Source organism: Parasphingorhabdus pacifica (genome assembly GCF_054779195.1).
Genome location: NZ_BAAGYS010000008.1, coordinates 237,804 through 252,237, shown reverse-complemented (window position 1 = coordinate 252,237; position 14,434 = coordinate 237,804). Strand labels below are relative to the sequence as shown.

Here is a 14,434-nt window from a genome sequence, read left to right as displayed (position 1 = left end):
CGCCCGTGGGCGGTACCGCCCCTACGCTCTCTTCTAGGAAGGACAGAACCATGAGCAGTCCAGCCACGATGAGAACCTGTGCCTCCGGTCCACCGCGGTTGATGCGGGCCGCGCTGGAGGCCGTCAAAACCGGTCATGCGGTGTTTCCTCTGCGGCCGCGCAGCAAGAAGCCTGCGGTGCGCCACTGGGAGTCGGCCGCCACCCGAGATACGGACCAGATCCGAGCGTGGTGGCAGGTAGTGCCGTACAACATCGGCATTGCCTGCGGCCCCAGCGGCCTACTCGTCGTCGATCTCGACGATGCCAAGGGACAGCGTGCACCGGAGCGGTGGGAATTCGCTCACCGCGGACGCGACGTGCTCGCCCGGCTGGCTGCCGAAGAAGATGAGCGGTACCCCGGTGACACCTATACCGTGAGCACTCCGGGCAAGGGCCTGCACTTGTACTTCCAGGCCCCCGCCGAGCCTGAGCTGCGGTCCCAGACCGGGCGCTGGTGGAAGGTCGATACCCGCGGCAGCGGTGGGTACATCGTCGCCGCGGGATCGATCACCCATAACGGTCGCTACCGGGCGGTGCGTCACGCCGAGATCGCCCCGCTTCCGGAATGGCTGGTCACCGCGCTGACGCCACCGCCCCTGCCGGAGCCGGTCGACCTGGTCCTCCCTGCCAGGAGGGCCAGCGCTTACGTGATCGCCGCGATCGAGGGGGAAACCGCGGCAGTCGCCGCGGCGACCACGGGCCTGCGGCATGACACCCTGCTGCGCGCCGCCGGACGCCTGGGCGGACTGGTCGGTGGCGGTGTGCTCGACGAGCACACCGCCGAGACCGCTCTGCACGTCGCAGCACAGGCCCACGTCGGACACAACGGGTTCACCGAGAGCGAGGTGACCCAGACGATCCGGGATGGCCTGGCCTGGGGCTACGCGCGGCCGCGGTACATCTCCGCTGAACCCGCCAGCTAGCCACATCCTTACCGAGTTTCGGCGATTCCACACCCACTGTTGAGCGCCAAGAGCGGGTCAGGGGAAGCGGGCGGCCGGGCTCCGTGCCGGGGCTGTCGATCTACGCGGAGCAGATCAGGTCGCGACAGGCGGCACCAGGGCGCCTTCGGCGTCGGCTTCGCCGATGCGCTGGCGCGCACCCTTGCACCACCAGCCACGCCCTGATCCGGGAGTCGCAGATCGACAGCCCCTCGGGCACGGACCCGGTCACCGACCGAGTTGGTGCAGGTGGTGAGCGGGTTGTCGGTGTTCGCACATCACCGACTTCGTAGGAGGCCCGTCATGACCGGCGAAACCGTCATCACCGTCATCGGCAACCTGACCGCGGACCCCGAGCTGCGGTTCACCCCCTCTGGTGCAGCCGTCGCCAACCTCACCGTGGCGAACAACCCGCGGTACTACGACCGGCAGACCGGCGAGTGGAAGGACGGCGATGCGACGTTCCTGCGCTGCAACATCTGGCGGCAGTTGGCCGAGAACGTCTCCGAGACGCTGACGCGCGGGATGCGCGTGATCGTCCAGGGCCGTCTCCGGCAGCGCTCGTTCGAGACCAAGGAAGGCGAACCACGCACCGTCATGGAGCTGGAAGTCGACGCGATCGGCCCCGACCTGCGCTATGCGACCGCGAAGGTCAACAAGGTAAGCCGGTCGCAAGGAGCGATCGCCGATGACGGTGAAATTCCCTGGGCCGGCGCCGACGTCGGTGAGCAGGCGCCCTTCTGATCCGCAGCACTGCCCGCTCCGGGGCACGGCACTTCAGTGTCGTGCCCCGTTTTCATGCCCGCACTCCACCCGGAGACACCCCCTCACAGACCACCTGGCGGAGCTGGGCGCGCGACGGCTCTCCACCGGCGCCGCTGCCCGCTCACCCCGGCCGGGCACCCGCCTTCCCCGGTGCCCGGCCGGGCCAACCCAGCTGCCCACCCGCCGCGGAGGCCATCCCATGAACACATCCACCCCGCAGCTCGACAGCTTCGACCACGAGGTCACCTTCGGGCCCGCCTACGCCTACGAGCTGTTCTTCGACCCCAGCCACCCGCACCACGTGCGGCTGCCGTCGAGACCACCGATCTCGGGCCGCTACGAGACCGGGGAACGCTGCGGTTGCGAGTCCTGCCGCACCGAAGGCTGGTACGTCGGCTCACCGATGTGCCGGTTCTGGCGGTCCCACTGCGAAGCCTGCGACGGCCAGCGCACCTACCGCGTCTACCTCGCGCCCGGCACCTGGCGGGAGGAGGTCTGCGAGCTCTGCCAGTCACCTGGCGCGAAGAGGTGGCCTGGTTCCGGCTCGCCCTCCAGGACCGTGCCCTGGCCGCGCGCATCCTGCGCGATGACGCCGCAACACGCCGGCTGTCGAGCATCAGCGAAGGGCGGAGGCCGGTGGAACTTCCCGAACGCGCCCGCGACGCCGACGCGGTCAGGCTGTTCCGCTTCGCCGTAGCCAACGAGGACCACGCCCACGTGCAGCAGGCCAAGTTGGACCACCGCGATGCGTCCGCGCTGTTCGTCGCCGGCAGCGTCGAACCCTGGCCCGCAACGTGCAGGGCTTCCGCGACCTCGCCACGGCCTACCGCGCCCACGGTCACCGCCAGCTCACCGCAGGCGATCCGCCCCAGTCCGACTGAAAGCGAGGCCGCCCGTGACCACCACCCAGCCGGTTTCCCGTGAAGGCTTCACCGCCCTCGTCCCGACGCTGCCGTCCGGACGCGCCGCCCCGGCGGTTCCCGCCGCGGCACGTGCACTGGTCGACCGTGCCCGCGCCGCGGGCTGGTTCACCCTGGTGCAGTGGGCCGAGGCCACCGACGATTCTCCCTTCCTCGACGTACAGCTCGGTATCCGCCACCCGTCGTATCGCTTCCAGCTGTGCTGGCACAGCTTCGGTCAAAGCGAGCGCGAGTCCTGGCCGTACCGGACCGACGTCGCCGCCGCCCGGCTGCGGCTGTTTTCCAAGCTCGCCTGTACCGACGGCCCCTGGCGTGAGGCGTCGAGCCTGAAGCGCATCCACCAGATCATCGACCAGCACCCGCAGCTGCCCCCCGAACGCCGACGCGTCTGGTGACGACGATGGAGGCGTCCGCCGTGGCACCGGCTGAACCGCGCCAGCCCGCCGGGCTCCAAACCACGGCGGGCAACGTCTCCGGACGTCACACCCATCAGACGGGCCGATCATGTCGCCGCTGTGCCGTACCCTCGATCGACATGAGATTCCGCGCCTACGTCGTCTTCGCCCGACTCTGCGGCGCCGCCGGCCTGGGCGTCATCCTCGGCGCCGCCGCCGCGGGGTTGCTCAACATCGCCACCGGCCATGCGTTCGCCCGCGGCAGCGCCTGGCTGACCGGTGTGCCGGTGCTCGCCGTGCTGGGTGCCCTGGCCGGGCTCGCCATCGCGTGGATCACCCACCGATGGTTCGCGCCGAACGCGCCGCGCCGCCGCTTGCTGTTCACCCTCGCCGGGCTGCCCGCTCTGCCGTTGGCCGTCGCGGTCGCCCAGGGCGAGCCCAGCACCGTCGTCTCGTTCTCGATCATCGCCGCCGCGGTGGTGCTGACCGTGATTCTGTGGGTCCGCGGCTTCCACCGGGAAACCGTGCTGGCACGTCAGGGGATGTACGGCCGCCCCGCCCACCGGTGAGGCTATGAGCGGGCCGGAGACGCCGCCGCTGGTCGGGGAGCCGGTCAAACCTGGCCCGCTCCCCGACCAGTCGGTCCACCCACCCGCCCCGAACCATTACCGGCTGCGCCGCCGTTGACCGAGGCTCTGGTCGTCGATCCGGTCCTGCACGCCGCCGAGATCGAACGCTTCTACCGGAAGGTGGTGTTGAGCCCTGACGGGCCCTGCGCGATCTGGGCTCGCGGCGCCATCTCGAACGACGGGTACGGCACGTTTTCGATCACCAGAGGCGGTCGGGAACGCACCGTGAAAGCGCACCGGTTCGCTGCCGCCTACCAACTCGGCGTGCCCATCGAGTACGGGCAAGTCATCGAGCATGGCGACTACGACAACCCCATCTGCGTGCGCGCCCACCCCGACCCGTCCATCGGGCACATCTGGCCGTCGACGCAGGCTGACAACCTTCGCCGCTGGCCGCCAAGGGCCGCGGCGGCGCCCACGCTGGTGGATCCGCCGGTGGTCCGGGTTGTTGCACCACGAGCGGGCCGAGCGCTCACACGCTCTGGCCGCCGCCGTCCGCGACGGCTGGAACGAAACCCGTGTGCGAGCGGTGCTGCTGAGCATCGACCCCGCCCAGATGAGCCTGTTCCCCTGACCCGGTGCTGGCCGGACGTGGATGCTCCGGAACCGCCGAGCCCGCAGCGCGCTCGGACGAGCATGCGACCGCGTCGCGCTGGGTCTGCCCATTCGCTTCCGGGCGCGGCTGGACTGGGCTCTCGGACGAGGTGTCCGGATCGGCGGCTTCGCGCCCGGCGGCGATCAGTCGGCGCGCTTCCTTTTCCGATCGCAGCTCCAACAGCTCGGCCACCTGGTCCACGGTCCGGCCCGCCTCGTGGATCGCCAGGGCCGCCTGCGCCTGCCGGGCGTGCTGGTCGGCGACCTTCTGTTGCGTCTCCGAGCGCAGCTCGTCGATCTTGCGCTGGTAGGTCGCGACCTTTTCCTCGCAGGCGTGCTCCTCCGTCGCGATGGCGTCCCCGGCTTCGACGAACTCGCCCAGAGCGGTTTCCACGCGTTCTTCCCGCGCCCGCTGCTCGGCGAGTTGATCAGCGTTGCGCTGCCGGACGCGCTCCAGTCGCTGACTGATCCTGGTCGACCGGCGCGGCCGCTTGCCACGGGTGGTCGTCGACTCGGTCATCTCCACACTCCCTCCTGACGTGCCTGCGGACCCGATACCGAAGGAACTTTCACGCTAACGACGTCTGAGGCCGCAGCGTCCCGACGCGCCGAGTCCGGCGGACCGTCGAGCAGGAAAAGGAGTGCAGATGGCGAAGGCGTGCCCGGCCGAAGCCGGGCACGCCTTCCGGGTCGACGCGACAGCCCGAAGGCTGACCACGGGTGGCTCCGCCAAGACCGCGCCGACCCAGCGCCCGGTGTCGTACAAGGCCCGCTGAGGCCCGTGCCACCAGACGCGAGGTCATTGTAGCTACCACCCTCGACGCCGCGGTCGCCCAAGCAGCCACGCCGACCGTGACGGGACAGCCCCACCGCCGGGCACGATCACCACGGCCTGGTGCCCGACCACTGCGGCGCGCGACCATGCCCCACCGCGCAGGTGGGCGGCCGCGCGTCACCCTCGCAGGACAGCCATTGTTCTCCGCTCACGCTCCGAACAATTGAGAAGACATCCCCTTTCTTTCCCCGCCCCTTCGCGGCCGGATTGTCTTGACGTGTGGGCCAACCGCTTCAAGGGCACCCCAAAATTGCCCGGAATTCTTCTCCGCAAGCTCCGAACAATTCCGGGCAATTTCGAGGCCCCGCCCTTGACCCGGCAGTCCCACGCGAAGAGATTGGCCTATATCGAAGGGACAGGGGAAGAAAGGACATGCAGGGCCATTCGGGGGTTATTTGTCGAGGGAAACTCCCCTTTTACTGAAATAAACGCGCAGGTCAAAGCCTACTCGTCTTGACTCGGCAACTTAAGGAATTCGGGGTATAAATACCCGTCTTTTCTTGCTGGAAGGCTTGAATGTCGACTAGAATGGGAACCGTAAGAAAGCCGGACACCGCCAAGGCCGGCGATCGTACAAAAACCGCTGATTGGGATTTATCCATGTCGTATCCTGGGACGATTTCGGACTCCGTTCTCTCTGTCGCCGCGCTGTTGCGCACCGGAGACATCCGCGCCGCCCGCGAGCAGTGGCACGAAACGCTGACCAGCGCCGACGAGCACGAACGCCACGTACTGGCGACCTGCGCAGGCATCCTGACGACCTGCCCGCGCACCGCAGTGAAGCGACTCCGCGAGTACTGGCGACGTTCCGACGAGCGCACGCAAGCGGTCATCGCCGCGTGCGCCCCGCGCCCCGGAGAGCAGCGCGACCAGGCCACCGAGCCGCAGCCTGAGCACGCCCCGCGCTGGGACCGCCGCGCGATCGAACAGGCCCGCGCCCAGCGCCGCGCAGGCGGAGACGTCACCACTGAGATTCGGCCGGAACCTCGCCGCGCCCGCAAGCGTGCCCGCACCGAAGCCCGCGCCGTCACCGAGTACGCGGCCACCCGCGCCGGAGTCGACGACGCTCCGCAGCGCACCGCCCGTCCTGACGGTTACGCGCTCGACTACGAGGCCGCCGCCGTCTACCCGGTCATGTCCGACCAGGACCGCCCCGACCCGCGCACCACAGCAGTCCGCGACGGTGGCCGCCCGTGCGTGGCGCTGGGTTGCAACCTGGTGCCCAGCGTCGCCGACCGCGCCCACCGCGATGGGCTGTGTTCGGAGTGCCGCGAGCTGGGCCGCCCCGGCATCGCGCTGCCCACCGACGCCACCCGAGCCAAGGGGATCGAGGCCCTATGCGCCTACATCCACCAGCACTACCCCCGCGCGCTGGATCACCTCCGCGCCGAATGGCACCGCTACGGCAACCAGACCGACCGCGACATTGTCGCGGCGTGGGTGACCGCGAATGCGGCCCAGCCCGCTGGCCAGTCCGCCGCGCCTGAGTTGCCCGCCTGCCAGACGTGCGGAGAGGACCGCCGCCCGCGCGACCTCCGACACCTGCCCGTCGATGACGGACAGTGCGCGGGGTGCCGCGCGCTAGAGACCGCGCCCGCCCTGTCGATCGTGCCGAGCGCCGCCGCCGAGGCGGAACCGGCCACACTGGCCGCGTAGCGGCCACCGCCGCCCCCACAGGCCCCCGGTCAACTGACCGGGGGCCTGTTCGTATGCCCCGCTTCCAGCACCCCGCTAGGCCGTCGCGCCCCTGCCGACCGCGCCGCTTCCGCTGCCCGCCGCGCCTCACCCGCCGACCGTGCCACCGATCCCCTGGTCTGCTCCCTCACCTCGCACACAGCACCTCTTGCATTCTGAATGCTCCCCGGAACTGTATCGATTGAGTCTGCGACGGACGCCCGCCGCGGCCCGCTTAGCGTGAGTGCGTTCGACCTGGCAAGAAACCGCTGAGGGAGGGGGCACCGTGATCGGTGTTCGCAAAATCAGCCCCGGCGGTCACGAGTACCTGACCGGCAGCGTCGCGTGCGGCGACCGGGAGCTCGAACCCGGCGAAGCACTGAGCGACTACTACACCGCGCATGGCTATCCACCCGGCCAGTGGTTCGGTCGCGGGGCCGCCGCACTGGGGATGGACGGTGACGTCACCGCGGCGCAGATGAATGCCCTGTACGGCGAGGGCAGGCATCCGGACGCCGACCGCATCGAAGCGGAGAAGATCGTCGCCGGCGTATCGCCGCAGCAGGCGCTGGCAGCCACGAAACTCGGCTACCGGTTCCGCCAGCACGGTGGAATCGACGATCTGCGCAGCAAGGTCGTCGACGCCTACAAGGCGTACAACCTGGAGCACGACCGGCCGATCGGGGCGCCGATCGAGGAGTCGACCCGCGTGGCGATCCGCCGCGACGTCCAGGTGCAGGCGTATGCCGACGCCCACGACGGCGCGCAACCCAGCGACGCTCAGCTCAAGCGCTGGCTGGCTGAGCAGAAGCGGGATCTGAAGTCCGCCACCAGCGGCTACGAGCTCGTCTTCGCCCCGCCGAAGAGCGTGAGCGTGGCGTGGGCGCTGTCGGATGAGACCACCCGCGAGCAGATCGTCGACCTGCATCGTCAGGCCGTGCGCGACACCTTGCAGTACTTCGAGGACCACGTCGCCTACACCCGCAAAGGAGACGGCGGCTACGCCCAGTACGACGTCAAGGGCATCACCGCGGCCATTTTCGAACACTGGGACAGCCGCAGCGGTGATCCGCACTTGCACACCCACGTGCCGATCAGCGCCAAGGTCCAGGGCCCGGACGGGAAATGGACCACCTTGGACGGGCGCAGCGTCTTGGCCGCGTCGGTGACCACCTCGGAGCACTACAACTCGCGGCTGCGGGACTTGTTCCGCGAGCAGGGAGCGCGCTGGAGTGAGCGGCCCAACGGCGGGTTCGATCTCAAACGTCCGGTCTGGGAACTCGACGGTGTGCCCGCCGAACTACTGGCTGGGTTCTCGCAGCGTGCCTCGGCGGTCGAGCAGGAGCGCGCCCGCGCGATCGTGGAGTTCCGCCGCTCCCACGGCCGAGAGCCCAGTCCAAAGGAGATCCTGGAGATCGGCCGCCGCGCGCAGTACGGCACCCGGGAGGCCAAGCAGGCGCCCTGCTCGCTGTCCGAGCACCTACACCGTTGGAGCTCCCAGGCCGGCGATATGGTCGGCGAGACGGTGCTCCGCGCACTGGGTCGACGGGTCTTCGGCGGCACGCCGGAAGCCGTCGCCGAAATCGATGTCGCTGAGCTCGCCGCTCGCACGCTGGCGACCGTCTCCGACCACTACAGCCACTTCAACGCCTGGAACCTGGAAGCCGAGGCGCATCGGCAGACCGCGCACCTGCGGGTGCCCGACGGGACGCGTGACCACACCGTCGGGCAGGTCGTTGAGGCGGTCATCCGGGACGCCGACACCGTGGCGCTTCAGGCCCCCTCCACGGTCGACGAACCCGCGGAGCTGCGCCGCGCCTCCGGCGCGAGCGTGTTCGTCGAGCACAACGCTCAGCGGTTCACCACACACCGCACGCTGCGCGAAGAGTCCGCACTGGCCGCGTGGGGGCGGCGTCGCGACGGGGTCCGCATCAGCGACGCCACGGTGAACCGCGCCCTTGGCGGCGCGAAACTCAACGCTGGACAGCAAAATGCGGTCGCCGGGTTCGCGACCTCCGGGCGCCGGGTGCAGCTGCTGTACGCCCCTGCCGGTGCGGGCAAGACCACCACGATGCGGGTCTTCGCCGATGCCTGGCGCGCCGACGCAGGCGAGGTCTTCGCGTTCGGGCCGTCGGCGCGCGCCGCCCAAGAGCTCGGTTCCTCCATCAACGCTCGGCCGCATACGCTGCACCAGGTCACCACGGCGATGCAGCTCGGCACCGCCGAGAGGGCGTTCCCGTTCACCCGCGGCGATGTGCTCATCATCGACGAGGCCGCGATGGCAGGCACGCACACGCTGCACGACGTCGTGCGCTACGCCCTGAACCGGGGCGCCAATGTGCGGATGGTCGGTGACGATAAGCAGTTGGCGGCCGTTGAAGCCGGCGGCGCGGTGCGCTGGTTCGAGCACTGCAACGGCGCGCTGCGGCTGCGCGAGGTGGTGCGGTTCGCCGACCGTGAGCAGGCCGCTGCCTCCCTGAAGCTGCACGCCGGTGACCCGAGCGGGCTGGACTACTACTTCACACAAGGCTGGGTGCACGAGGGCAGCCGGGAGACGATGCGCGACGCTGCGCACCGCGCCTGGCGCACCGACCTCGATGCTGGTCGCCCGTCGCTGCTGATCGTGCCCGCCAACGAAGACGTCGTCGCCTTGAACCTTCAGGCCCGCGAACTGCGGCTGCACCGCGGCGACGTCGACGACGGCCGAGCGGTGCAGCTGCACGATGGCACCGCGGCCAGCAAGGGCGACCTGATCGTCACCCGCCACAACGACCGGCTCAAAACCCTGTTCGGCGGCAAGGACTTCGTCAAGAACGGCGACACCTGGCAGGTGCTGGGTTTCCGTCCCGGCGGCGGGCTCAAACTGCGTCACCAGGGCAGCGGCGGCAACGTGACGCTCCCAGCCGACTACGTCGCCGAGCACGTCGAACTCGCCTACGCGGCCACGGTCAACCGGTCGCAGGGCATGTCGATCAAGGGCGGCTCGGCGCACGGCGTCGTGCCCCAAGGGCTCTCCCGTGAACAGCTCTACACCCAAGTCACTCGCGCCGAGCACCACAACCAGCTCTACGTCGAAACCGTCCAGCACACCATCGACTCGCACCAGGAGACCCCGCCCGAGCGCACCGCACGCGGGGTGCTTGAGACCGCACTTCAGCGCAGCAGCGCGGAGACCTCGGCGACCGAGGAACTGCGCGCGTCGCTGGACAAGGCCGAATCGCTGCGCACCCTGGTCGGTCACCACGACTACGTGTCACATCTCGGCGCCGACGAACGCGTCGAAGCCGTGCTGGCCGAGCACACTCCACAGCTATTGGACCTGCCAGCCACACCCGCGCTACGACAAACCGTGCGCACCGCCGAAGACCTCGGATGGCAAGCCGAACACCTCATTCCCGCGACCCTGGCCCAAGACTCACTGGCCGGAGCCGACGACCCCTCCGCAGTCCTGCAGTGGCGTATCGAGCAACGCCTCCTGCACGACCAACCACCCGAGCGCACTGCCCCACCCACGATGGCTCAGACCACCCGCTGGCGCACCGCCGTCGAGCTCCACGACTCCACCGCCGACGTCGAGGAAACCACCTGGATGCCGGTGTGGCGGCAGGCTGCCGTCGCCACCGCCGAGGGGCTGGATGCTGAGGCTGCGGTTACCAGCGCCGCGCAGGAATTAGCGAACCGGCCAGCCCACGATCCGATGGACGCGCATCGCTACGCGACTACTGCCGTCTCCTCCGCGCTGGCCGAACAACGCGCGAACGGAGCGGGATGGAAACCGGTCCTGCCGTGGCTGGCCCGTCCTGATCAAGTCAGCCTCAGCGCTGAGCTGATCGATTACCTCCAGCGCCTCGACGGCGCGATCCACGACCGCTACACCGAACTGCGCACCCAGGTCGTGGCCGACCCACCCCGCTGGACCGCCTCCCTCGGCCCGAGGCCGGACGACCCGGCAGCCGCCAAACGCTGGGACGAGACCGCAGGGCTCGCCGCGGCCTTTCGCGACACCTACGGCATCACCAGCAACGACCCTGCCCACCCGCTCGGGGAAGAGCCCAACAGCCAGGGCCTGCGCGCCCGCGCCTGGCACGACCTCATCGAGAAGTGGACTTCCGAACCACAGACCAACCCCGAGAGCCAACACGGAACCAGCACCGGCGAGGACAGCGTCCTCGATCGGCTGCGCGCCGAGCTCGGCACCGCCGAGCTGGCCTCCGTGATCGCCGATTCAGACACCGTCTCCGCCACTCGGCACGAAGAGCCGCTGCCGGTCCTGGTCGAGCGCCATCAGCGCACCACGCGCGCACTGCTCGACCGAGTCGCGCACCAAGCCTTGACCGAGCACGCCCCACAGGCCCTGGACCAGCCTGCCGAACCCGCGCTGCTGGCCACCCTGCGCCGCGCAGAACAGGCCGGGTGGCAGGTCGACCGACTCGTCGGCAAGGCCGCCGACCGGGACAGCTTGGACAACGTCGACGACGCGGCTGCGGTCCTGCGCTGGCGCGTCGAACACCACCTCGCCGACCGACAGCCCCCGGCTCGTGTTACCGACCCCACCCCTGAGCAGACCGACCGATGGCAAGCCCGGACCGCCCAGAACACTGCCCGTGAGGACGTCACCACCGACTCCTGGCGACTCGTGTGGCGGCACGCCGCCGCAGGCGCCGCCGAGGGCCTGGACGCCGACACTGCAGTCACCACTGCCGCGCAGCAACTGGCCGACCGCCCGGGAAACGACCCGATGGAAGCGCACCGCTACGCCGCGCAGGTTGTCGTCGACCAGCTCGCCGAGCAACGCGACCAGGGCGTCGGCGAGCAACCCGTGCTTCCCTGGCTGGTCGCACCGCACCACACCGCGCAGACGGCCGCCCCCGACCTCGCCGACCACCTCAACCAACTCGGTGCGGCTGTCGGAGCACGGCTGGACGAGCTACGCGCCACGGTCGCCATCGAACAACCGACCTGGACCGCATACCTAGGCCCGCGCCCGGACGACCCGGCCGCCGCCGAGCGCTGGGATGAGGCCGCAGGGTTGGCCGCGGCCTACCGCGAGACCTACAACACCCGCACCACCCACCCGGACGCGCCGCTGGGGCCCGAACCCAGCGGCGACAGCGCCAGAGCTCATGCCTGGCGCACGATCATCGACACATGGAGGCAGACGACGATGACCAACCCGAACCAGAACTTCCAGCGCGACAACACCACCGAGCGGGTCGAGGCCCTGCGCGACGACGTGCTCGAAACGCGCGAGAACTACCGCGACGACGACACCGAACGTCAAGCGGTCCGTCCCGACAACCGTGAGGATGCGACCGACTACGAGCGGTACGGTTACGACGACGAAGAACTGGATCAGGACAGTGGGTTCCACTCCGGCATGGGGTTCTGAGCTCGCTGTGGCTCGGCACGGTGAGTCGTCTGCAGCCGCCGGATCAGTCCCAGTCGGAGATGCTGCCGTCGACAACCGCAGCCGGTTCGGCTTCAGGGGTAGTCAACTCGACCATCTAGGCTGGCGCCACCATCACCAAGGCCGCGCCGACCGCCGCCCGGCCGAAGGTGAAGATCAGCGTGTCCGGCTTCCGTTTGGCTGCCTCCGGAGCCACCGCGGCCTTCACATTCGTAAGGTGTCCGATCTGCTCGACCAAGTCGCCCATGTCCTCGGGCATCTCACTCGTCTCCCCCGAGTTCTCGTGTCGGACGGTCATAAGTGAGACGTTGCGCCGTGGATGGCCTGACGGCGCTTGCCTGACCCGTCTCGATCGGACTTGCACGATCAACCTATCCGACACAACCTCCGTCGGGAGCTGGCAGAACACACGCACCACCGCGGAAAGTTTCGCTAGTAGGCCCGAACTCCCGAAGCTGTTTCGAACCGCCAAGTAGCCAAAGCGCTGACATCAAGCTTTGACTTAAGACCTGGCCCGTTCCAGTGTGCGGTAGACCGTGTCCCCGTCGACGGAGATGGCTCGGGGAGGTCGGCGATCGAGTAGTCGGTTGTCGCCCCATGCGCCGCAGTTCGGCCTGCTATTTGGGACTGCGCTTCGGTCAACTGCCACGGGGCCTGCCCTTGGTCCTTGGTGACCATGCCTTCGCCGGTTCGCATACGCAGCAGGTCTCGACCTCGAATTCGGCGAAGATGGCGAGGAGGTATGCCACGATGCAGTGCATGCCGATCGACCAACAGCTGCTTGCTGCTTTCGTCGTGACCACGTTCATTGCCATGATTACTCTGGGGCCCGACATGCTGTTCGTTTTGGGATGCGGTGCCAGGAGCGGCCCGCGCGCGGGTCTACTCGCCACAGCCGGGGTAGCCACCAGCGAGGTTGTCCACATTGCCGTAGCGGCAGCAGGACTCGCCGCTCTGTTTGCGGCGGTGCCAGCAGCATTCATAGTGGTACGGCTCATCGGCGCCGCATACTTAATCTACCTCGGTGCACAGATCATTCGTTACCGCAGGCAAAAGGCCGAAGTGCCAGAGGTTGGCACAGTCACGGCACGCTCGGCGTATCTCACCGGCCTGGGGAGCAACCTGCTCAACCCGAAGATGGTCACTTTCACGATCGCTTTCTTGCCCCAGTTCATCAAGCCAGAGCTGGGGCACGTCTGGGTGCAGTTCGCCATCCTCGGCACAATTCTGGTCGTGCTCGAGTTCCTCGTCGACGGCACAGTCGGCATGCTCGGCGGACGGATCGGCGCATGGCTTCGACACAGACATGTCGCTCGAAGGCGACTAGAGACCGCAACAGGAGGAATATTCATCACTCTCGGCATTGGACTGGCCGTTCAACGGTAACTAGCCGTTCCCACTGCAGCAGGTCTTCGACATCGATGGCGAACTCAGAAGTTACGACCGTCTCCACTGGGTTTCGCGCAGCAGCTTCCCATTCTCGACACCGAACCCCTGCGGACACTGCGTTCAGGCCTCGTCGGCGGGATCGCTGGGTTCCCGTAGCGGCCGAAGCTTGCCGGGTGATGTGTTGGTGAAAGCGTAGTGGCCGAAGAGGCCAGCTGTTGTCGGTTCCGTTGGGATCATGCAGGGGGCGGAGTCCGCCCCCTGCGATGGGGTGCTATCGGAGGTCTTGGACGTTGACGCGTCGCCAGCCCAGCAGAGATAGGCCAGCGACGTCCCCGTCGCGGACCCACGACGGTAGCCAAAGAGGCCGACGACGGGAGGAGTCAAATCCAGCTGTCGGAGTATTCGACGTGGCCGCAACTGCAGGCGCATCATGCTGGCTTCCTCATCAGGCCGACTTGGTGGAGATATCGTTCGGCCCCTCAGCTGCGGTGGCAGTACCGCACGTTGGACGGGAGGACGGTTTTGGACAGCAAAGTGCGGACGAACTCGACGTCGCCAGGAGGCCCGTGTTCGGGCACGAGACTGGCAGCACGCCAGCGTGCGAGCAGCCGTTCTCGCGCTCGGGGGGTGAGCCCACCGCGGATTCCATGCTGTTGGGACAGGGGGCGGACCAGTTCTTCGGCCAGGCATTCCGTCCACACCGGACAGATCGCGCAGAATTCGGATGCGCGACGGCGCCGCCATCGTGCTTGATCGCGTGGCTCGTCGTAGTCGTCGGTGCCGTACCAGAGTTCAAGCATGGTGCCAGTGCACGCGGCCCGTTCTTCCCAATGTGTGGTCATTACC

The 14,434-nt window shown here is 68.5% G+C and carries 12 protein-coding genes; 9 read left to right on the top strand and 3 right to left on the bottom strand.

From position 1 onward, the window contains the following. Window positions 1-50: 50 nt before the first annotated feature. The 5 genes from ACYVAN_RS12805 to ACYVAN_RS12785 all read left to right on the top strand — a co-directional run bounded on the left by ACYVAN_RS12805 (window position 51) and on the right by ACYVAN_RS12785 (window position 3,629). Complete coding sequence (locus ACYVAN_RS12805) at window positions 51-962, top strand: bifunctional DNA primase/polymerase (protein ID WP_460959133.1); 912 nt, start codon at window positions 51-53, stop codon at window positions 960-962. 321 nt (window positions 963-1,283) lie between these two features. Next, window positions 1,284-1,724 (top strand): single-stranded DNA-binding protein, encoded by a 441-nt coding sequence (locus ACYVAN_RS12800; protein WP_460959131.1) that lies wholly within the window; start codon window positions 1,284-1,286, stop codon window positions 1,722-1,724. A gap of 220 nt (window positions 1,725-1,944) precedes the next feature. Then, window positions 1,945-2,442: a hypothetical protein gene (locus tag ACYVAN_RS12795; RefSeq protein WP_460959129.1), complete on the top strand. Its 498-nt coding sequence runs from the start codon at window positions 1,945-1,947 to the stop codon at window positions 2,440-2,442. A 198-nt stretch (window positions 2,443-2,640) separates the two neighbouring features. Continuing rightward, a complete protein-coding gene (locus tag ACYVAN_RS12790; RefSeq protein ID WP_460959127.1) occupies window positions 2,641-3,060 on the top strand; it encodes a hypothetical protein in 420 nt (139 codons plus the stop codon). 140 nt (window positions 3,061-3,200) lie between these two features. Continuing rightward, window positions 3,201-3,629: a hypothetical protein gene (locus ACYVAN_RS12785; RefSeq protein WP_460959125.1), complete on the top strand. Its 429-nt coding sequence runs from the start codon at window positions 3,201-3,203 to the stop codon at window positions 3,627-3,629. 532 nt (window positions 3,630-4,161) lie between these two features. Here the strand turns inward: ACYVAN_RS12785 and ACYVAN_RS12780 are convergent. Beyond that, complete coding sequence (locus ACYVAN_RS12780) at window positions 4,162-4,803, bottom strand: hypothetical protein (RefSeq protein ID WP_460959123.1); 642 nt, start codon at window positions 4,801-4,803, stop codon at window positions 4,162-4,164. A 127-nt stretch (window positions 4,804-4,930) separates the two neighbouring features. Between ACYVAN_RS12780 and ACYVAN_RS12775 the strand changes: the two genes are divergently transcribed. From ACYVAN_RS12775 to mobF, 3 genes are all read left to right on the top strand, one after another. Next, the gene (locus ACYVAN_RS12775; RefSeq protein WP_460959121.1) at window positions 4,931-5,059 is read left to right on the top strand and encodes a hypothetical protein; all 129 of its coding nucleotides are present in this window, start codon (window positions 4,931-4,933) and stop codon (window positions 5,057-5,059) included. 659 nt (window positions 5,060-5,718) lie between these two features. Further along, window positions 5,719-6,774 carry a hypothetical protein gene (locus tag ACYVAN_RS12770; protein ID WP_460959119.1) on the top strand — a complete coding sequence of 352 codons (1,056 nt, stop codon included), beginning with the start codon at window positions 5,719-5,721 and terminating at the stop codon, window positions 6,772-6,774. A gap of 304 nt (window positions 6,775-7,078) precedes the next feature. After that, window positions 7,079-12,181: a MobF family relaxase gene (gene mobF / locus ACYVAN_RS12765; protein WP_460959117.1), complete on the top strand. Its 5,103-nt coding sequence runs from the start codon at window positions 7,079-7,081 to the stop codon at window positions 12,179-12,181. A 115-nt stretch (window positions 12,182-12,296) separates the two neighbouring features. On the opposite strand, the gene ACYVAN_RS12760 is transcribed toward mobF, so the two are convergent. After that, on the bottom strand, window positions 12,297-12,497 hold the full coding sequence (locus ACYVAN_RS12760; protein ID WP_460959115.1) for a hypothetical protein: 201 nt from the start codon (window positions 12,495-12,497) through the stop codon (window positions 12,297-12,299). Window positions 12,498-12,958: 461 nt separating this feature from the next. Here ACYVAN_RS12760 and ACYVAN_RS12755 point away from each other — a divergent pair, with 461 nt between their 5' ends. Further along, complete coding sequence (locus ACYVAN_RS12755; RefSeq protein WP_460959113.1) at window positions 12,959-13,585, top strand: LysE family translocator; 627 nt, start codon at window positions 12,959-12,961, stop codon at window positions 13,583-13,585. Between the two features lie 482 nt (window positions 13,586-14,067). Here ACYVAN_RS12755 and ACYVAN_RS12750 read toward each other — a convergent pair whose 3' ends face one another. Continuing rightward, complete coding sequence (locus ACYVAN_RS12750; RefSeq protein ID WP_460959111.1) at window positions 14,068-14,430, bottom strand: WhiB family transcriptional regulator; 363 nt, start codon at window positions 14,428-14,430, stop codon at window positions 14,068-14,070. Window positions 14,431-14,434: the final 4 nt, after the last annotated feature.